A 22058-nucleotide genomic window follows, 5' to 3' on the forward strand; every position below is an offset into this window, starting at 1 on the left:
CCCAGTTAAAGCGGCTGCTTAGCAGCCGCCATCTGAACTTAAGGTCGAATTGGTAATTCAATAACAACAATATGGTCAAGTTTCGACTTCGCAGCGCTACCTCCAAATTCCGCATGTTTGCTCAAAGCTTCGGTCACCCCCAAACCACGGTGTTGATCGGTAACCACTACAATTTGCTTACGAACTTTACCTGCGCCATAAGCAGCAACGAGCTGTTCTTTTTGTTGCTGAGTCATACCTGGAGTTCTGTATAGCGCACTATCTGGTCCCCCCTGTCCCCTTGCACCAAACAGCCAGTTATCAGTCATCTGCTTGTTGACACCAGAGCCGGTTAACGAACCCAGCCCAAAATTACTGCCAGTACCGATAAACTTGGACTCGGTAATCACAAAGTTACCCTGGGCATCTTTGTAAATACTGTCAATGCCGTTCTGACTGGGTGTGCCGCTGCAGAAGTAGCAGGTCATACCGCGCTGCTTGGTACTGTAATCTATCGCTGCTTTTTCACCCAGCAACGCTTTGGTGGTTGTGGTCATATTGTCCGGGTTAATCCCCAGGCTTCTGGCATAGCCCTGGCCGTCTTTTACGGTAACGCTGCTGAAATTCATGCCATTGCGGCTGGCCTGGGTAATCACCGCATCAAAGCGCCCGGATAGCTTACCTATACTGGCAGAGGTAATATCGGCATTCTTGCTAAGACTGGCCACCAGATTGGTTGAATTGGCAGACACCGAACGGTAACTGGACTCCACCGCACTCAGGTTCCAGTTGCTGATTACTGCGTCGCTGACCTTATAACCGGTTTTACTCAGATCAAATAAAGGAATAAACCCGACCGCTGCCAGAGCCACATCAGAAAAGCTGCCATCGTTAACAACCAGATCCCAGGTGGTTACACCGACATTTCGGATATCACCAACAATAAAAAAGTCAGCGACAAAAGTACCCAGTGCGGCAGCGCCCCCCTGAATTGGGCTGTTGTAAGCATTAGGGTTAAAATCGCCGTATATTGCCCCTTGCGCAAAGGCCAAGGCTACAGCACCGACATCTTTAACAAACACTATGCCGGCCTGTTGAAGATCCATGGGCTTAAAGCTTTGCTTTCCGCCGGCATGGCCGCCGTTAATCAGGTAGCCCGCCGCCCCGGTGGCCGGGTCAAGCACAATGTAACCTAAGCCGCGCCACTTACCCTGTTTTATGGTGGACTTGGGTGTGATCACCACCCGACCAGCATTCACCGCCGCACGCATACTGTTTTTGTAGGTGTCGGTCAGTTCCAGTTGCGACATAACCGCTTCCAGATTGGTGCGGTTGATTCGGTAAACCGGGATCTCGTGATTGGCCGCCGCCCGCAAAATTGACATGGTGGATACGGATGGCCAGCCCATGGTCTTTTCAAATACCGCATGTTCCAGCGCCGAAGCGGCCATACCAACAGAAAACAGCAGACCGGCAGCATTAAAATCTGCGGCATTGCTGGCAGAGAACAGCGAGTAGATATTGCGTGGTGCGTCGATGCCCCGCTCCCCCACCGACATAATATGCTGGCCGCTGGCATTGAGTCTGGTAGTCAGGTCAATGGACACCAGGGCTTCAGAAACCTGATGGAAGATAAAGCTGCCGGAGGTGGCGCTCATATTGTCAATGACATTGTCCAACTGGCGGTAGTAAGACATGCCCAGCATATGCAACAGCTCACCGGCAAATTCTTCGTGCAGCAGGTTGTTCTTATGGGTATTTTTCAGCACATTCAGCTTGTCCAGGGTGCGCTTGAACTTCTGCTCGCTGACTTTCTGGCTGTCCAGCGCAACGGCATACACCCCACCAGCGGTGACATTGTGCTGCACCGCCCCGGCCGCAGCACTGCCTTTAAAGAAAGACACCGTCATGGTCTGGTAACTGCCCACGCTCACGGCACTGCCGGTCGCCATCACCGCACCATCCAGTTTAAGTTGCGGCTTTAGGTTAACGCCCTTGTAAGGGGTGTTCAGTATTCCACCGTAACTGTTGATTTTATTCTGGTCCGTTGGCGTGGCAGCGATGTAATCCACCGTTAGTCGCTTGGCTAAGACGGCAGGCAATGCCAGGCGCTTACTCAAACCGGGCAATGCCACCTGCACATGCTGACGGTGGCTGTCGCTTAATTCATTCAGCCTGCTCACCGTACCCTGAATGCTGAAGGGCAAGGTGCTGGGAAGCTGACTGATGTTACGTACAATGGCTTTGCGTGGCTTAACCAGATCGCTCAGGCGGGTTTGCGGCGCACCACTAAGATGGCTGGCAGTACGCTGCTCGTTTTCCTGAATGTATTCATCAACCAAGTTCAGGTCAGGCTGCATAATGCCATTGGCGTTAGCCAGCATACCTGCAGATGACATTCGGTTAATCAGGGTTTGCGGATCGTTACCGGCCTCGATACTGATATTGCGACCCTGAGGAAGGCTATGGTCTTTAAAGGCCGGGGCCAGCCCTATCCAACTGGCAGTAGCACTGTGATAATACTCTACCCAGACATGCTGGGTTTCCAGTTGGGTTGGACGTCCTTGCGCATCCCCAAATATAGTACTTTGATATCCCGCTGTGGCCAGGATGTTGCCAGCCGTTAGTGCATCAGTGGTACCAATCCATTTGGCTCCACTGGCGGCAGGCGTGCGAATCTTACCGACCACATATCTGGCCTGCAGACCCGAGGCCCTCAAGGTGGCAATCATGGCCGAGGCAATATCGAAATCGTTGCCCGACTTTTGATATAAGGTTTCCTGGGCGCCTTTAAGCGCGCCGAAATAGTAAGGCTCAAAGGTAAAGTTGTTACTGAAATGGGCGTAAATCTTAACCGGGTCTTTGCTAAGTGAATTAGCCAGGGCCTGAATATCCGGTGTAATTTCTGTATCGGCACTTATGCTGTTCAGTAATGCCGACTGTTGCTCTACTGGCAGCTTCTCATACAACACTGCCGGACTAAACTGCGTGTCCAAGGCCAGCTGTTGCAGTTCCAGCGCGGTCAGGGTTTGTAATTCCACCTGCTTTTGCAGGTTGGAGTTGGGCAAGGTCCCCCTGTCGATAGCGCGCAGTGGCAGCAATTCACCCGCAGCAAAGGCTTCAGCTTCGGCATCAAGTGTATCTTGCGCCTGCAGGCTGAACGTCATGCAGGCAGCAATCAGCCAGGTGCCTAAGCCAGCAAAGCGCGGCGGCACCTTGTTCTTTATAAAACTCATCATTAATTTCCTTTTAATACAATCAGTTAAATATCAGATCGAACAAATACCTACTATCAGCCAGTTCAGCGGCACTGAACGGCACACAGCAGGATCCAGCCAAACGCAGCAAGCGTGCATTTAGCTAAATTTGATTACAGGGAATAAAGCCGGACTGGTGCGGCTAGTGAGGAGAGAAAGACATTATGGTGAAACGAGCCATAGCGATTCCTTTAAGGCTGTTGGTTTATTGACCTACCATGTCAATTGGCCACTAAGATACTGGTTATTTATAAATTGGCAATCGGAATATTGTCAGCAAGTTTATCGGCTATTTTGCGGTGAAAGCGGGGGTATATGAATGGAATATCAATAGATATGCCGGACGGCTGACGCCGTCCGGCAGGCGACTCAGGCCTTAGGGCCAGCCTGACGAATCTCTTCAGATACGGCGTATTTGGCAAAGTTCTGTTTAAACTCGGCAGCCAAACGGCTGGCGTACTCGTCATATTTAGCCTGATCTGCCCAGGTATTTCTGGGATTCAGTAGTTTGCTGTCCACACCATGCACAGCCACTGGAACATCCAGGTTAAGCTGTTCAATATGCTGGGTTTCCACCCCATCCAGCTTATTGTTAACAATGGCATCCACCACCGCACGGGTAGTAGGAATATCAAAGCGCTTACCTTCACCGTAAGGACCGCCAGTCCAGCCGGTATTCACCAGATAGACTTTGGCACCGAATTCACGTACTCGTTTCATCAGCAGCTCGGCATAGACGCCAGCCGGACGCGGGAAGAAGGGGGCACCAAAGCAGGTAGAGAAGGTGGACTCAATGGCGGCGGTAGAACCAATCTCGGTGGAGCCCACTTTGGCGGTGTAGCCAGACAAGAAATGATAAGCAGCCGCCTGTTCTGACAGAATAGATACCGGAGGCAATACACCACTGACATCGCAAGTCAGAAACACTACGGCGCGGGGTTCACCGGCACGATTAGCCACTTCACGCTTTTCAATATGCTCCAGCGGGTAAGCGGCGCGACTGTTCTGAGTCAGGCTGCAATCCTGATAGTCAGGTTTGCGTTTGTCATCCAGTACCACGTTTTCCAGTACCGTACCGAAGCGAATAGCGTCCCAGATGACGGGTTCATTTTGTTGTGACAGGTCGATACATTTGGCGTAACAACCGCCTTCAATATTAAATACCGAGCCAGGTGCCCAGCCATGCTCATCGTCACCAATCAGAAAACGCGAAGGATCGGCTGACAACGTGGTTTTACCGGTGCCAGACAGGCCGAAGAACAATGTCACGTCACCCTGTTCACCAACATTGGCACTGCAGTGCATGGGTAATACATCTTTGCCCGGTAACAGGAAGTTTTGCACCGAGAACATGGATTTTTTCATTTCCCCGGCGTAGCGCATTCCCGCCAGCAAGACTCTGCGTTTGGCGAAATTGATAATCACCACACCCTCTGAGTTGGTGCCGTCGCGCTCGGGTTGGCAGACAAAACCTGGGGCATTCAGAATTTGCCAGGCATCTTTACCGGCGTGATTCCAGTTTTGCGGGCGAATAAACAGGTTACGGGCAAACAATTGGTGCCAGGCTGTCTCTGTACGTACCTGCAACGGCAGGTAATGTTCTGGATCAGCGCCCACTTCCAGGTGCGACATAAAGTGGCTTTTACCCAGTAAATAGGCTTCGACTCTGTCCCAAAGTGCATCAAACTGGCTTGCATCGAATGGGCGATTCACCGCGCCCCACTCAATGTCCTGTTCAGTAGAGGCTTCCCTGACAATAAAACGATCTTTGGGTGAACGACCCGTGCGGGCACCAGTTTCCACCACCAGCGCGCCATTGGCGGCCAGTTTTCCTTCGCCGCGGGCCAGCGCTTGTTCAATTAACTCGGCAGGGGTTAAATCCACTAACACATTGGGGGGAACAGAGGTCATCGGGGTACTCCAGATTAAAAACTTTCAGACGGTATTTCAGTATTATTTTTTGCCGCGCATCATACAGTAATAAAGGCTTTATTGGCCAAACAAAGCGAATATTTTTTCGACAAAACTGAAAGTCTTTCATTAATTTGATCTAATACTTTCAGTTATGCGGCAACTCTGGGTGATGTCGGCAAAAAACTGGAACTTTATAACGGCCAAAGCAAAGCGTTGCCGGTTTACGCCAACTGATACCCTTGCTGCCGGATGGCGATGGTCTGACAAAACACAAGCCGACCTGACCTCTGGGCATTTTTTACTTGCATAGAGTAAAAGATCTACTATCATAAGTTTCGTTGTGAAACTTAATATTTCGATTTGATGTATAAACGAAACACTCAATTTCGTCGACGCGCCATAGTCGACCGCCTGATGTCGCAGGGAGAAGTGACAGTGGATGCCCTGACCAAGGAATTCAGCACCTCCGAAGTGACCATCAGAAAAGATCTGACCGAGCTTGAACGCAGTGGACTATTAGTGCGTAAGTACGGTGGTGCGATGTTGCTGCCGCAGGATGCCCCGGAATTGGAAGAAGAAGTTTCGATTCGAAAGATATCCATTGCCAAAGCGGCCAGCCAACTGATCCGCGACCATAACCGCATCATTATCGACAGCGGCAGTACCACCTCGGCCCTGATCCCGGAACTCAATCATAAGCGTGGCCTGGTGGTCATGACTAATGCCCTGCATGTGTCAGCCAGTTTGCTGGAGCTGGAAAACGAGCCCACCGTGTTAATGACCGGCGGCACATGGGACAACCAGTCACATTCTTTTCAGGGCCAGATGGCCGAACAGATGCTTAGGGCCTATAACTTTGACCAGGCCTTTTTAGGCGCAGCCGGGCTGGACCTGGACAAAGGTACCACCACCTTTAATGAACTAACCCAGTTATCCAAGGTGATGGCCGAAGTGGCGCGCGAAGTGATTGTGCTGGCCGAATCCGAAAAGCTGCAACGCAAGATACCCAATCTGGAGCTGCCCTGGTCACAAATTTCCGTGCTGGTCACGGACGATCAAATCCCGGCAGCTGCCAGACAACAGATTGAACAGAAAGGCGTACAGGTAATCTGCGCCAAAACCGAATAAACGGAGAAACAACATGTGTGGAATAGTGGGCGCCATCGCCGAACGTAACGTAGTCAGCATTTTGCTGGAAGGATTAAAACGTCTGGAATACCGCGGCTATGACTCTGCCGGTGTGGCCGTGCTGGATAGTGAAGGTCAGTTGCAGCGGGTACGCCGCACCGGCAAGGTGCAGGAACTGGCCGATGCACTGGCCAGCAACCCCATTAAAGGCAGTACCGGTATTGCCCATACCCGCTGGGCCACCCATGGCGGCGTCACCGAGGCCAATGCCCACCCGCACTTTTCCACCGAACGCATTGCGGTGGTACACAACGGTATTATCGAAAATTATCTGGAACTGCGTGAACAATTGCGCGGCCAGGGCTTTCACTTTAGTTCCGACACTGACACCGAAACCATTGCCCACCAGGTGGAGCTGGAACTGCAAAGCGCCGACAGTCTGCTGAGCGCAGTGCAGCGTGCGGTGAAAAAATTCCATGGCGCCTACGGCACAGTGGTGATGGATCAGCAAAACCCCGGGCATGTGGTGGTGGCCCGTTCAGGCAGCCCGCTGGTGATTGGTCTGGGTATTGATGAGAACTTTATTGCCTCGGATCAGTTAGCGTTACTGCCGGTAACCCGCCGCTTTATCTTTTTAGAAGAAGGCGATGTGGCGCAGATCAGCCGTACCCAGGTGCATATATTCGACAAGGACGGCCATGAAGTACTGCGCCCGGTACATGACTCGGATATTGAACACGATGCCGGTGACAAAGGCGGCTATCGCCACTATATGCTCAAGGAAATTCATGAGCAGCCTACCGTGGTACGCAATACCCTGCAGGATCGCTTAAGTGACGAAGGGGTGGATCCGCGTATTTTCGGCGCCATGGCCCCGGATTTGCTGGCCAAGGTTAAGCATGTGCAAATTGTCGCCTGTGGCACCAGCTATCACTCAGGTATGACGGCCCGTTACTGGCTGGAGCAATATGCCAATGTGTCCTGCAACGTGGAGATCGCCTCAGAATTCCGCTACCGCAAGTCGTTTGTTCACCCTGACAGCTTGCTGGTCACTATTTCCCAGTCAGGTGAAACCGCCGACACCCTGGCAGCACTGCGCCTGGGCAAGGAACTGGGCTATATGGCCAGCCTGACCATTTGTAATGTGCCTGGCTCGTCTTTGGTACGGGAATCCGATCTGGCCTTTATGACCCTGGCGGGCGCAGAAATCGGCGTGGCTTCCACTAAAGCCTTTACCACCCAGTTAACCGGATTGTTAATGCTGACACTGGCACTGGGGCAGTTCAACGGCATGACCACCAGCGACCATGGCAAGATTGTCAGTGCCCTGCACAGTCTGCCCGCCAAGCTGGAAGAAACCCTGGCGCTATCCGCTGGTATTGAAAAACTGGCGGAAGAATTTGCCGATAAACATCACAGCCTGTTCCTGGGTCGTGGCGATCAGTATCCCATCGCCATGGAAGGGGCACTGAAGCTTAAAGAAATTTCTTATATTCACGCCGAAGCTTATGCCTCCGGCGAGCTTAAACATGGCCCGCTGGCGCTGATTGACGATGAAATGCCGGTGATTGTGGTAGCGCCGAATAATGAACTGTTGGAAAAACTTAAATCCAACGTTGAAGAAGTACGCGCTCGCGGCGGCATCATGTACGTATTTGCCGACAAAGACGCAAAATTTGCCAGCGACGCCACCATGCGGGTGATTAACCTGCCGCATGTGGACAGTGTGATCGCGCCTATCGTGTATACCCTGCCACTACAGCTGCTCAGCTACTACGTCGCCATTATTAAAGGCACCGACGTCGACCAGCCGCGTAACCTGGCTAAGTCTGTGACCGTGGAATAATGAGACCTATTATTTAGTGTTGTGCACGTTAAATAATGTTCGAAACAACGTTTAATGTGCGCAACTTTTAATAGAGATCGAAACTGATAAGTGCGCGACTAATCGAAGGTGTTGCCACAGCAGATTCAGTCCCTAACTGCTTGAGTGTGCTTCATATTGAAGGATCAAAGTGTCAATGAAACTCAGGATATTTCCGACTATTTGGTAGATGGATACAAGTGGTAAAACCTAACACTCAGAATTCGAAACCCGAATGGTCAATAAGGAGGTTGAGAGCAGCCATTCCGTAGCGGAGTTGTCTATGCATTCTGATGCAATCAGACCTACATTGAATAAAGCAATAAGCACATGCGTACGATGATAAGATTCAATGGAGTGAATATGGTTATCAAGGTAGTCTCCTGAAGTTTTTGGTCGTGATTGCACAGTTGAAAAGATATAATAATTCCTTACTGGGAGGACCATATTATGGCTAATGCAAATCAATTAAGGGCACTGCTAAAGTCGCATCTAGAGGGCGATGATAGCCGTTTTTATTCCGTCGCAATGCAAGTCGCTGCTCATGAAGCCAAGCGAGGACATGGCAAGCTTGCGGAAGAACTGCGCACATTAGTTGATCAGGCCAAAGCCAGTCGAGTAATTACGCCAGAGCGCAAAGCGGTCCCCATCAGTAAACCAAGAGGCGAGCTGGCTAATCTGCTTAGCGTCAGTTACCCCAAGGCACGTCTGGGTGATATGGTGCTAAACAGCGATCTAGCCAAGCAATTAGAACGCATTGTTCGCGAGCAGCGCCATGCAGCCGAGATCCTGTCGCATGGTTTGTCTCCTCGGCGCAAGCTTTTGTTAGTAGGTCCACCAGGAACAGGTAAAACCATGACCGCGTCTGTATTGGCTGGAGAGTTAGGACTGCCATTATTTCAAGTGCGACTAGATGGTTTAATTACCAAGTTCATGGGAGAGACTGCCGCCAAACTGAGGCAGATCTTTGAGTCCACCCATCAGACCCGCGGGGTCTACTTCTTTGATGAATTTGATGCAATAGGCTCTCAGCGAGGGTTAGCAAACGACGTCGGTGAAGTGCGACGTATCCTTAACAGCTTTTTGCAAATGATTGAACAGGATGATTCCCATAGCATCATAATTGGTGCCACCAATCACCCAGATATTCTGGATAATGCCCTGTTTCGTCGTTTTGATGACCTGATGCACTACGAGTTACCTGATGATGTGCACATCGCCAGTGTGCTTAAATCTCGTTTATCTCGCATGGCAATAAAAAATACATCCTGGAAACGATTGGCTAACAAAGCCATTGGCCTAAGTTACGCGGAATTATCCCGAGCAGCGGATGAAGTACTGAAAACAGCATTGATTGAGCGAGCAGAAAAGATATCAGAAAAAGATATTACACAAGCACTGGAAGAACGCCGAAAGCTATCAAACAGATTAAATAAGAGCAGTTAACGATAAGGACGTTTTATGGCAGGTAGGGAGCCGAATAACCATCCGCACTTTATTTTTCACAACAGCGCACATTCAGAACATTTTACCTCGCCATCTAAAGGCGGTGGTGGCTCACCAATACCCGACAGAGACAGAATTGAACATGGAGTTGCGTTACTTAGTAAGCTCCAACAATTGACGCCAGTTTTGAATGATGCGGCTGAGCAGCAAAGGCTGGCTGGTGCTGATGAAGGATTTGGTCTGCAAATTGAATTTGAAAGCTTCCCTGATGTTGAATTGGCTTTTGAATCCTTAGCCCGAGAGCGCTCAGGCATCGAACTGCGAAATGTCCGTCACGACGATAATAAAACCTTTGCTACTGTATTTGTGCCTGACGGTAAACTTCAGTTTTTTGAAAAACTTATCACTGCCTATCTGGACGAAAGCGAGGATAAAAAAAGTGGTCCAGCACACAGTAAGCTGCTGAACGCTATTTCCGAAATTCGCGCTGCTACCATACAAGCACTATGGACAGACTCTCCCGAAACTATGCCAACAGCTGACGATGAGCATCTTTGGTGGGAGGTTTGGTTACCAACACGAGGTGACCGCCAAGGTACCGTGAACCAATTCCGAGAAATGGCGGAGGGACTGAACTTTCGCATTGCACCCGGTGAGCTCTACTTCCCTGAACGTTCGGTTTTACTGGTTTATGGTTCAGTAGGCCAAATGAAACGTTCAATGATGACATTAAACAGTATCGCAGAGTTACGACGAGCCAAAGAAACAGCAGAATTTTTTGATAACTTAGCACCTGATGAGCAACCACAGTGGGTAGATGAGCTAAATGCTCGATTATCAATACCCGAAGACGGTGCAGATGTACCTTATGTATGCCTATTTGATACTGGTGTAAACAATGGGCACCCCTTGCTACAAGACTCGATTGCTGATGCTGATAAACATAGTATCGAACCCGCTTGGGGAGTTGACGATACCGAGGGCCATGGCACGGAAATGGCCGGGCTTGCACTCCTTGGAAATCTAACCGACATACTTGTAACGAATACACCAGTAGTAGTTTCGCATCGTCTTGAATCCGTTAAGCTTATTCCAGAAGATGGTGCCAATGGTGGAGACCCTCAGTTACACGGATACCTGACTTCCGAGGCGGTGGATCGACCTTCCATTACTGCTCCACATCGTAAAAGAGTTTACAGTATGGCAATTACAGCCAGAGATAATCGCGATCGTGGACGGCCTTCCGCATGGTCAGCAACCATCGATCGGCTCGCCTACGATGCTGACGAACAAGGTGAAACCCCAAAATTGTTTGTTGTGTCTGCAGGGAATATTAAAGACCCAAATGCCTGGATGGAGTACCCACAAAGTAATACCTCAGATGGCATACATGACCCAGCGCAAGCATGGAATGCCCTCACAGTTGGTGCAATGACTAACATGGTAAGAATCACAGAAGCTGATGCGCAACACTATACACCTATAGCCGAGGTTGGTGGACTAAGCCCATTCAGCACGACGTCGCAGACATGGCAATCACATTGGCCATTAAAACCCGATGTGGTTTTTGAAGGCGGGAATGCAGCACGAGATGGTTTAGGTGCGGCCTGGATGAGTAGCTTGAGCTTGCTAACAACTCATTTCAATCCTACTGAGCGGATGTTTACAACGAGCAACGCAACAAGTGCTGCTTCAGCGCTTTGTGCCCAGATGGCAGCACAGTTAATGGCAAGGTACCCCGAACTATGGCCAGAGAGTGTTCGTGGGCTGATAGTGCATTCTGCTCAGTGGACAGATGCCATGAAACGTATGTTTCTTCCCACGAGAGGAAAACCAGCCAAAGCACAAACGACAGCGTTGGTTAGGCATTGTGGATTTGGTCAGCCCAGTCTCGATAGAGCCATGTGGAGCGCAGATAATTCTTTAACAATTATTTGTGAGGAATTTTTAAACCCGTTCAAACGCGAAAAGGGAAAAGAGCCTCAATTACGTGATATGAAACTACATCGTTTACCATGGCCTTTGCAAGAACTCGAAGCACTTGGTGAAACACCAGTTGAAATGCGGGTAACGTTGTCGTACTTCATTGAGCCCAACCCATCGGCACGTGGCGTTGCTTCACGATATCGATATGAGTCTCATGGCCTTCGTTTTGATGTCAAACGCCCCTTGGAAAGTGAAGCTGATTTCCGAGCTAGGATAAATGCTGCGGCCAGAGATGATGAAGAGCGGGTAAACAGAAATGACAATGACCCAAGCTGGTTGATTGGCAAAAAGAACAGACATAAAGGCTCTTTACATTCCGATAGATGGAAAGGCAGCGCAGCAGAATTAGCAAGCCGTGGCGCTATTGCAGTTTACCCATCACTTGGGTGGTGGAAAACACGACCTGCACTTGAGCGTTACAATCAACGTGTTAGATATTCACTAATTGTTTCAATTAGTGCTCCCGATATCGATGTCGATCTATATACGCCTATCGCCAATCAGATTGGTGTGCCAGTAATTATCGAATAAATAAACTGAATTTTGAACTAGCTTAAGTGCAGTAGCTGATTACCAAAGTAACAATTGAAGGGAAGGAATATATGGCCTTTAAAAAAAAGAACAAATAGAGTTACTGCAACTGCAAGCCCAGATCAACTTTTTAGAGAGTTACCACGGCGTAAATATCCAGATGTGTTGCCTCACCAAAAGTCTATCATGCTGTAGTGGTCAACTATTTCCAGACGCCTGTTTAGGTTGTTCTGCTTTCGCCGGTGGCAGCCCTGCATTAAAACTGTGTGGCCGCCGTTGATTGTAATATCCCAATAAATACCGTTTGATGTGTGATGCCGCCTCCAGATAATCCTGATACCCCATTTTCGGCACCCATTCAGTCTTCAGACTGCGAAACAATCGTTCTGTCGGGGCGTTATCCCAACAGTTCCCACGTCGACTCATGCTTTGTTTTATCTGATAACGCCACAGCCGTTGCCTGAACGCCAGCGCGGTATACTGACAGCCTTGGTCAGAATGAAACAGGACGCCCTTGGGTTTACCCCGTTGCTGCCAGGCCATGTCCAAGGCTTCCAGGGTTAAGCGGGTATCCGCCTTATTTGACAAGGCATAGCCCACCACTCGCCGCGCATACAAGTCCAGAACCACGGCCAGGTAAAGCCAACGGCCCGCCCAGATATAGGTAATATCCCCTGTCCAGACCTGATTGGGGTGCATTGGCGTAAAATCCCGCGCTAGTGTATTTGGTATGTCCAGCCGCTCAGTCGTAGCCACTTTGTAGCGGTGTGGGCCCGGTTGCTTGCTGTGCAATTGGGCCTCTTTCATCAGTTGCATCACTTTATAGCGGCCGCTAGCGCAGTGCTTGGCGCTCTGCATCCAAGGGCTTACTGAGCCGTGCGTAAAACGTCGACCTGGGCAGGTCAAACAACTGACAGACCAATGCGGTTGGATACTGCTCACTCAACTGGTCTGTCAGCGCATGTTTTTGAAGTCGTCCGACATTAAGAGAGCTGTAGCCTTTTTTAAGATATCTTTCTCCAGCTCCAGGCGTTTAATGCGTTTCTCGAACTCCTGGATACGCTGTTGTTCTGGTGTCATGGCTTTGGCATCAGGTGTTATTCCCTGACGCTCTGCTTGTAGCTGCGCTACCCAGCGGCGCATTGCCGTTTCACCCACACTCATCGCTGAACAGGCTTCCATTATCGAATAGCCCTGTTCTACCACTCATGCCGCTGCATCTCGTTTAAATTCCGGAGTGAAACTCCGACGTCCCATTGCCATTATTCACCTCATTTGATGGTTGGATTCTACCACCTAACTTGGTGTTTGGTTTTATTAGACCACTACACCATATCTTCGGGAGAGTGGGAGACTGTGATAATTACACACAAGGGGAGCCGAACTGTTATTGCAAAATCCTGTACATAAAATTTCTCCCGAACTTGCACGTGCACAATTTTTAACCAACAATATATTAGATTTTACGCGGTTATAAGGAAGTAATACGTGCCTAATTTTGTTCTGCTATCCGTAGATACGGGAATGGATGTTCACACCAAACCTTTTGAGCTGAAACGAAGTGAGTATTACCAGTCGGTTTCTGATGGTCCTTCAGTTCGAATGCTAGACAGTTCATTTGCAAATAAAGCAGCACTTTATGAAAGCCTGCAAGATGCTTCCAATTGTCACACAATTACTTTTTCTTCTCATGGCAGCCCTGGGATTGTTCACGATAATTGGGATAGCCCTAATGGCATCCTTCTTTCGCAGAATGATTCACCGGAATACTTGCAACTATTAGCTGATAACCGCTTCCTCTACTTTATGTGTTGTGAAACAGCCAGTTTAGATTTCACACATCAACTTCTTGCATACGGTGCAAGAGCTGTCATTGGTTTTAACGAAAAACCGAAATGGCATTATCACGTTATTCGCCGAATGTGGCTGGATTTTGATATCGGTATCTTACAACTTCTGCTCTACCGTCAAGGGTTAGACAAGGTTAAAACACATAGAGATCAATATGTCAATATGATTGATAGTGTACTACCTGTATTAATAGATGCAGGTGAAACCAATAGAGCTAACGATTACAAACGAATGAGATCTGTGTTGGAAAGTATGACAATTGCACAATAGGAAAATTTCTTAATGACGAACATGAGACAACTATTTTTTGTATTATTCACAATCTCAGCTTTAACCAGTTGTAGTTCAACATTGGATACTTCTGGACCAATTTCTTTTGCAGATAGCAATAAGGAAAATAACATTCAAGATGGATTTAAGTACTATTTGAGTAAAGATTTGATCAAAATTAGTGCAACTAAATCAGTTACGACTCAAAAAGTCCTTAACGTTGCTCTGGAGATCGAGCCGGTTGAAAATAAACAAATAAGCTACAGCAACTTAACAGTTAGCAAAGTTAATAAAAAAGACTCCTCTTATACATATTGGTTAGATTTGAGTATGCGGGCATTGATGGACAGTCATCTTATTATTGAAGCAGAAAATACAGGTGTTTTGAAAACGATAAATGGCAACAGCCAAGGAAAAGCTGGAGACGTCTTACACAGCACTTTAGATGTTATCTCGTCAGTTTCGACCATTGCCGGATTTTTGTCTGTCGATGAAGTTACTGTAGAAAAAATAGAAGGAAAATTGGAAAATTCAGCACATCTCAATGAAATCAGCGAAGTTAAAAAGCGCAACGATAGTGAAAGTGACAAGAACGCTTTTAAACAGTATTTCTCACCATTGCTTGAACTTAGTCGAGCAGAACTTCTAATGGTCATAAAAAGTCAGAGTGCCTTTACTCTTTGGCAAAAAAGACAATCTATCAAAGAGGCTATTAATAACTTAAAGCAATCAATCTTGAACTTACAAAGTTCAATTTCTTCGTCAACAGATTTAGAGGAAATATCGAAAAAAATAAAGGTCTTGGCTTTATATCAAGCAACATTAGGACAGTTAAACGATGAACAAGCCATACTGGTTCAGCAATGGCAGTCATCGACAGATACGTTTAAAAGCCAACTAGGGCTTACTGCTAGTACCACGACAACTAATCACGAGATGTTTTTTGAACTCGATGAAATACCTCCTTTAAACAAGATTGAATCGGGAAAATCTAAAGTTGAATTGCTAAAGGCCCTAAACTCCTTAGTCGAGAGTGATTCAAAGTTCACAAAAATGAAATCGTTTCATGATGCTTCTGGGTTGGTTATTTCTATTGACCCTAAAGCACATATCTCAAGTTCAGTTGCCGATATTTTATATAATGAAGTTAGCTCAAAAATCGCTAATGACTACGGTGAAACCCCGGTAGTGTTTTATCGACAAAGAGAACCTATTGAGTTGAACATCCACACGATGAAATCAACCAGCGATGAAGAGAAAGTAGCTCTTATTTATAATAACAAATTAGACTTAGTTCTTCCGGGCCCATCAACTTCATTTATAGCCTATGATGAATCTACATTTGCTGATAGTACTATGATCCTTACATTTTCTTCGCAAGGAGATGGGGTGCTAACGAAAGCAGAAAAAAGGTCTACTGCTTCTGCGAATGCTGCCACGACAGCTCTCAATGAAGGTATTTCCTCTGCTGTTGCAAACTTGGGTACTATCAGCGAAGGTATTAACAAGTTTAAAGAGAACGAGCGTAAAATTGCAAAGCATGATTTGCTGTTAGAATATGAACGCCTTACTGAAGAGAAAAAAATTCTTGATGCAAGAATTTCATTAGATGCAGGTACTGCAAGTGAGCAAGATTTAATTGATAAGAAAACGTTAGATTCGACGTTAGATAAACTTCAATCACAATACAATTTGGATAATCAAATTGCTTCTCAAGAGTCAAATTTGCAAGCGTCTGTTGCTCAAGTACAGTTGAGCGCATTGAATGCCCAGCTTAATCTGGCTAAGGCCCAAGGCAATTTTGAAAATAATATTGCGGTTTCCCAGTTGGAATCACAGCTATCTTTATTGACAGCCCAACTAAATGCGGACAAAGCTGGAGATTCCTTTGAGAACAACAGAAAAATAGCATCTCTTCAGTCTCAAGTGTCTTTGCTGACTGCTCAACTTAATGCCGATAAAGCGAAAAAAGGCTATGCAACAGAGTTAGAAAGCCACCTAACCACAATCAATAATAACCTTAAAACTATTCTTAATACTGGTCAGAATCAGGCTCAAATAAACGCAATGCAGAGCGAGATTGAGTTGCTGAAGAAAGAAATAGAATTGATTAGAGCTCGGAGAGAACTTGAAGAAGTGAGGGCTCAAGACTGACAATTCATTTGGATTAGCACTGCTTTGATATTGGAGGCTGGACCATTTCTACTTTATAATTGGTCGCATATAAATTGAAGTTACATAAACATCCTGAAATGATCAAAATTCAATGCTGTTTCGATCATTGTCAGTAGCGAACTTTTTCGAGTGTATGTAAGTTTTGTACTTTAATAATTTTTTGGGATCGAACTCTGACCGATCCCCACGAATTCATACTTTACCTTGTCCAAGCCAGGCCTCGTCAATACAAGTATAGAACCAATCCATAGCTCGTTGCCATTGACTGTGGGTAAAGGTGAACGCTGTTGCCATGCCCCGCAGTCCGAGGCTATGCCACGATAGTGTTGGGCTGGTTGAGGTATTGGCTTGAAAGCGTCGATGTTTACCGCTCTTCCAGATGACCATGCCCAATAGCAGCATCATTAGGGATGCCAGTGTAGTCAACAGCATTAAGACCGTCAGTCGGTCGGGTTTGATGCTATGGCTCTGTTCGACACCCAAACCAAAGCGACGGCTTTTCATATCCCGAAAGCCCTCTTCAATCTGCATGCGCTGACGGTAAATGCCGACCACCTGTTTAGCCAGCTTGCGATGTAGCGGCAATGAGGTAGCAAGTAGCCAGGGGTCATTGGCACTTTGTGCGTGTTTGATGGATTGCCCTGATTGTTTGTGTGAACCGTCAGGGTTGGTGGCATGTCGCCCTTTGTTGGGTTGCTTTATCAACACCAGGGTGCAGTCAAAAGGCCTATTCCGGGCAATCTTAGCCCGCTCAAACCGTTTGGCTCGCGCCGTCGCCTGTTGGTACAAATGGGTAATACATTGCCAGCGGCTCCCTTGGTCAACAGAGTAGAAATGCGGTTTGCGTACACGTCCGACAAAATGCCATTGCATGGCCTGCACCAAACGAAACCAGGGCGATTTAAAGCCGGCATCGGTGACGATAATGGGCTGGCACTGAGAAGGCAGGACAGAGCTCAGCTTGGCCAGAAATCGCTTGTGGGTGGCAGGTTTCTCTTTGGTGCTGTTGCTGTGCACTTCCTGATACAAGGTGACAGAGCGCCCTTTTAACGTCATTGCGGCCCGCAATAGGAAATGGCCCTTATGGTCATCCAAATCAGACCAATCTATGGCAATCACCGGATGCTTAGCATGGCAAAACACATGACTGATAGCGGTATAAAGTGCCGGTATATCCTGTCTGAGCGCCTGATTAGACAGCAGCCGGTCGGCCCGCTTTATCCGGTGTTTTTCATAGGCCTTTGAGCGGATACCGCGCCCGATACTCGTCACCGTTCCAGCGCTGCCATTCGCCAAACTATGCACACAGGCCAGCACGGCTTGTTGTCTGGTTTTGTGCATATTGAAGGTGACAAGCGAGACTAACTTGGTCAACATAGTACGGACATTCATGGCGTTTCCTGACGGTTTTGTTTTGGCGAACGATCTGATCACTAAACGCCGTGAATGTTCCCTATCTCAATGAATTTTATCGACTATTTGTGGGGATTCCTCAGGATCGAACTTTATTATAAAGATCATACATTTAGTGAGATATCTCAGTTTCGTACTTTATTTAGCTCGCACACTTCGGGGCCTTCAGCTCCCTTTTTAATGCCTAGTTATGCCCAATGAAGATTTGATGCTCTTATACAGACAGGCAAATCAATTACACCCTGTAGCACTTATTCACTAACTGTTGGTTTTTTGCTCTGACTTTCTGATTAACATCTGACTAACTTTTCGCCCCATCATGCCAATGGAAGGGACAATGCGTAATTTCTGCCGGTGTTATTTAGTCTTTGTAATCAAATCGTTAGCCATTTTTATGGCGATAGCAACCTATGCTCAGGGTTCTGTAGAGCGCCTTGCTGGCCAATATATCGTTGTTCTGGACACGCCGACAATCTCAGCACCGTCTGATCAGCTGCAACTGGCAACCCAGTCGGTTTCTGCCCTTGCCCGTCAGCAAGTTCATCATCAGCAGCAGGTATTTTCCCGGCAGGTAAAACGGCAGGTGCCTGGCGCCCGCATAAAACGTCGTTTTGATACCTTGATCAATGCGGTGGAAGTGGCTATCGACGACAGCCAGTTACCCGCCTTATTGGCGCTACCGGCAGTGAAACAGATTTACCCGGTAAGAATGCGTTATGCCCATCTGGATGCCAGTCATCAGGTCACCGGTAGTGTACAGGGCTGGCAACTGCTGGGCGGGCAGCAGCATGCTGGCAAAGGGGTAAAGATTGCCATTATCGACTCTGGTATTCAGCCGCGTAACCCAATGTTTTCCGACAACGGCTTGGATGCGCCGGATCTGGCCAGGCATAGCTGGCTTCAGGAGACCCCGGACTATTGTCGTCAGGTCGGGGGAGACCCAAATTTTTGCAACAATAAAGTGATTATCGCCCGGGTATTCCCGCCTTCGGAAGACGATATATTTCACTTAGAACCTGGCGTCGAGATTTCACCATTGGACAACAACCGCCATGGCAGCCATGTGGCTGGTATCGCCGCCGGTGTACCTATTGATGTCACCTTCGAAGATGTGAATGTAAGCTTGTCCGGCGTGGCACCCGGTGCCTATCTGATGGTCTACAAGGCGCTGTTTGATAATGGCGGCGTTGTCAGGGGCTCGGATGCCATGCTACTGCAAGCACTGGAATACGCGGTAAAAGACGGCGCAGACGTGATTAATAACTCCTGGGGCGCCATCCAGGACGAAGACCCGCAAGCCTCGGTGTTTGCTGCGGTGTTTGCTGCGGCAGAGCAAATGGGCATAGTGATAGTCAATTCCGCCGGGAACAATGGTGCCTGGGGTGATAATGCGATTAATTGCCCGGGTTGTATCGAGTCTGGTATCACGGTAGCGAACAGCACTCACGGCCGCACTTTTGGGCATAAGATAACCCTTGGGGATACGCAGATTGCCAGCTCGTCGGGCGATAATCAGCTGGCCTTTGAGGACTTGCAACTGCCTCTGATGTCAGCCCGCAATCTCAGTTCTGATGCCTGCAACAGCATTAGCACAGCGGTATTTAGCGGGGCAGCAGTACTGATTGATTACAACAACGGCTGCCCACTGGATACCCTGGCGCACAACGTTGCACAGGCCGGTGGCCAGGCCCTGTTGATTTATCAGGAAAACTTATCTGATTTTGAGACGCTGCGGCCCTTTAACCAGATTTCCGGTGATTTCCCCGTACCGGTATTAGGCCTGACCAGAGAACAGGGGCGCATGTTGCAGGAGCGGGCGCTGACTCCAATTAGTGTCACGATATCCGGCAGTCGCGAGGCATTGGTAGATCAAAGCCTGCATAACCAGTTAAATCCGGGCAGCTCGGTGGGCCCGAATACCAATCCCAATGTGCTTAAGCCCGATATCACCGCACCAGGCACAGATATTCTGTCTGCCGCCGCACCTCGCCCGGATGTGATATTTCCGCCAGGCCTGCCGCCCATATCAGATCCGGATAATGAGCAGCCGGTGTTTGCCCTGATCAGTGGCACCAGTATGTCGTCACCCCAGGTGGCAGGTGCGGCCGCACTGCTGCGCCAAGCACATCCCGACTGGAGCGCCGCTCAAATTAAAACCGCGCTGACCTCTACCGCCAGCGCCAGCATCAAAAAAGAACAAGCCACTGCCACTCCTTTTGAACAAGGCGCGGGCCTGCTGAATATTGCGGCGGCCATCGAGGCAACATTAACCTTTACATCCGCATCCCATGCCCATGGTGCTTGTGTGGCGCGCTGTCATTTTGCGAATCAACTTACCAACGTCAGTGACCAGAACCAGTCGGTGCAGGTCAGTATTCAACTGGACCATCCGCTAGCGTCTTACACGCTGGCGCAACCTTATTTTGATTTATCTGCAGCGGGTTCATCCGGCTCGTCAGCCAATCTGAGCTTCAGTATCGACACCTCGGCAGTTGAAAACGCTACCTGGGTATTTGGCAGAGTGATGTTGACCCTGAGTAACGGTAAAATTCAGCAACTCCCAATCGCGGTTTATGCCAATGACAACAGCGACACCCGGGCATTAAGTTCCAATATTTCCCTCGGCCCAGATGGCCAGTTAAACGCCACCACCAGAGTCAGAAACGTAGATTTTGTCAGCCCGCCATCTCTGAGTATCAGCACGCCAGACTTTGCCACTATCCTGGCCGACAGCATCCGCGCCGACACGTCTAACGGCCAAACCAACGAGCTGGCCATCAACAGCGATGGCAAGTTGCTTTGGCGGGGCACACTTAGCGCGGGCAATATGCAGTTGCAACCAACTACGGCCTGGAGCGCACCAAGCTTAAAAGCCAGCGGCGTGCCGCCGGTGGCCTGCCAGGACAGCTGTTTCGCCTTTTCCAAACAGGTGGATTTTCCCTTTATTTACCATGGTCAGCAGTACCAGGGCATTACGGTATCCAGCAATGGCTTCATAGTGGCAGGCCAGGTGGAACTTGGGCCGTTTGACGCCAATCCGGTGATGACGTTGCCCAGTGAAGACAACCTGAATAACGTTATTGCCCCGCTGTGGGCCGAGTACGATCTGCGTAACCCCGGCACCCCCGACGACAGTGGCCAGGGTGAACTTTATATCGATACGGTCAGTTGGCAGGGCGAGGAGTATCTGGTGGTTGAATGGAATCAGGTGGGGTTGTTTGGTTATGACGAGGAAGGCTATGAGCCTTATACATTTCAGGTCATTATTAAAGCCAACAGCGACCAGATTCTGTTTAACTATCTGCACGTTACGCAGTTAGTTAACGCCATCATAGGGGCGGAAAACCATGATGCCACCCTGGGTGTGACCTATTCGCCGCAAACCAACGGCTTAGCCTTACCCATTCCTATCCAGGGCAGCAACGTGTCGCTGGCCTTAACCTCACAACCGGCCGGCATGGCAGATATTCACTATGCCATTGCCCTGCAAGCAGCGGGCATTCAGGCCCAGGCGGATGAGATCCGTATCGAGGAAGATCAGTCTGTCAGCATTGATGTGCTGAAAAATGACAATCCTCCACGTGACCTTGTTATCAGTGCCGAACTGACCGGCACAAAACAGCGCACTGAGGCACAGCGTTTAGTATCTTTACCCTTGCCGCCGCTTGATGCCTCCACTCTGAGTATTGTGTCGGCGCCGTTACAGGGTAGTGCCGCGGTTGTAGAAGGTCGTATCAATTACACCCCTGACCCAAACTTTAATGGCAATGATACCCTGACTTATCAGGTTGCTGACCAAACCGGTAAATTGTCAACGGCGACCCAGGTTACACTGATTGTCTCTGCGGTTAATGATGCGCCCAGCATCGACTCTATTGCCACACAGCTGGTAGCGCCAGGCACCGATGTCAGCGTGATTGCCCAGGGCAGCGACGCAGAAAACGACAGCCTGACCTGGACCTGGACACAAACAGCAGGACCTGCGGTATCCATGACAACGGATGCCAATCAATTACAGTTTCGCGCGCCAAACAGCCCGGCGGGTGCCAGTTTGTCGTTTTCTGTCACGGCCTCTGACGGCCTGTTATCCAGTACCCCGCAGCAGGCCAAGGTAACGGTAAGGGCAACGGAAAAAGCAGCAGATAATCGTTCAGGTGGCAGTCTGCACTACGCCTTACTCTATCTGCTGATATTACTGATGGTACGAAAACGCAGCTTGCCTCAATAACGCTTGAAGGCATTCA

At 48.8% G+C, this 22058-nt stretch carries 10 protein-coding genes and 1 pseudogene; 7 read left to right on the forward strand and 4 right to left on the reverse strand.

The window, feature by feature from the left end; genetic code table 11:
- Positions 1–38 precede the first annotated feature (38 nt).
- Together CSR04_RS02265 and CSR04_RS02270 are read right to left on the reverse strand one after the other, a co-directional pair.
- The gene (locus CSR04_RS02265) at positions 39–3218 is read right to left on the reverse strand and encodes a transglutaminase domain-containing protein (RefSeq protein WP_102794601.1); all 3180 of its coding nucleotides are present in this window, start codon (positions 3216–3218) and stop codon (positions 39–41) included.
- A 387-nt stretch (positions 3219–3605) separates the two neighbouring features.
- Entirely contained in the window at positions 3606–5147 is a 1542-nt protein-coding gene (locus CSR04_RS02270) for a phosphoenolpyruvate carboxykinase (RefSeq protein WP_102794602.1), read from the reverse strand.
- Between the two features lie 366 nt (positions 5148–5513).
- On the opposite strand from CSR04_RS02270, the gene CSR04_RS02275 reads away from it, so the two are divergent.
- From CSR04_RS02275 to CSR04_RS02290, 4 genes are all read left to right on the forward strand, one after another.
- Entirely contained in the window at positions 5514–6278 is a 765-nt protein-coding gene (locus CSR04_RS02275; RefSeq protein ID WP_102794603.1) for a DeoR/GlpR family DNA-binding transcription regulator, read from the forward strand.
- A 13-nt stretch (positions 6279–6291) separates the two neighbouring features.
- Entirely contained in the window at positions 6292–8124 is a 1833-nt protein-coding gene (gene glmS, locus CSR04_RS02280) for a glutamine--fructose-6-phosphate transaminase (isomerizing) (RefSeq protein ID WP_102794604.1), read from the forward strand.
- 468 nt (positions 8125–8592) lie between these two features.
- The gene (locus tag CSR04_RS02285) at positions 8593–9588 is read left to right on the forward strand and encodes an AAA family ATPase (RefSeq protein ID WP_102794605.1); all 996 of its coding nucleotides are present in this window, start codon (positions 8593–8595) and stop codon (positions 9586–9588) included.
- Positions 9589–9603: 15 nt separating this feature from the next.
- Complete coding sequence (locus CSR04_RS02290; RefSeq protein ID WP_216362492.1) at positions 9604–12105, forward strand: S8 family peptidase; 2502 nt, start codon at positions 9604–9606, stop codon at positions 12103–12105.
- A gap of 198 nt (positions 12106–12303) precedes the next feature.
- Here the strand turns inward: CSR04_RS02290 and CSR04_RS02295 are convergent.
- A pseudogene (locus CSR04_RS02295) lies at positions 12304–13311 on the reverse strand (IS3 family transposase).
- Between the two features lie 282 nt (positions 13312–13593).
- On the opposite strand from CSR04_RS02295, the gene CSR04_RS02300 reads away from it, so the two are divergent.
- Both CSR04_RS02300 and CSR04_RS02305 read left to right on the forward strand, forming a co-directional pair.
- Positions 13594–14226: a hypothetical protein gene (locus tag CSR04_RS02300; RefSeq protein WP_102794606.1), complete on the forward strand. Its 633-nt coding sequence runs from the start codon at positions 13594–13596 to the stop codon at positions 14224–14226.
- Positions 14227–14238: 12 nt separating this feature from the next.
- On the forward strand, positions 14239–16380 hold the full coding sequence (locus CSR04_RS02305; RefSeq protein WP_102794607.1) for a hypothetical protein: 2142 nt from the start codon (positions 14239–14241) through the stop codon (positions 16378–16380).
- Positions 16381–16593: 213 nt separating this feature from the next.
- Here the strand turns inward: CSR04_RS02305 and CSR04_RS02310 are convergent, their stop codons facing one another.
- Positions 16594–17793 (reverse strand): IS4 family transposase, encoded by a 1200-nt coding sequence (locus CSR04_RS02310; protein ID WP_102794608.1) that lies wholly within the window; start codon positions 17791–17793, stop codon positions 16594–16596.
- Positions 17794–18208: 415 nt separating this feature from the next.
- Here CSR04_RS02310 and CSR04_RS25340 point away from each other — a divergent pair, with 415 nt between their 5' ends.
- On the forward strand, positions 18209–22042 hold the full coding sequence (locus CSR04_RS25340) for a S8 family serine peptidase (protein ID WP_172449204.1): 3834 nt from the start codon (positions 18209–18211) through the stop codon (positions 22040–22042).
- Positions 22043–22058: the final 16 nt, after the last annotated feature.

It is taken from the genome of Bowmanella denitrificans (assembly GCF_002887595.1).
GTDB classification, from domain to species: domain Bacteria; phylum Pseudomonadota; class Gammaproteobacteria; order Enterobacterales; family Alteromonadaceae; genus Bowmanella; species Bowmanella denitrificans.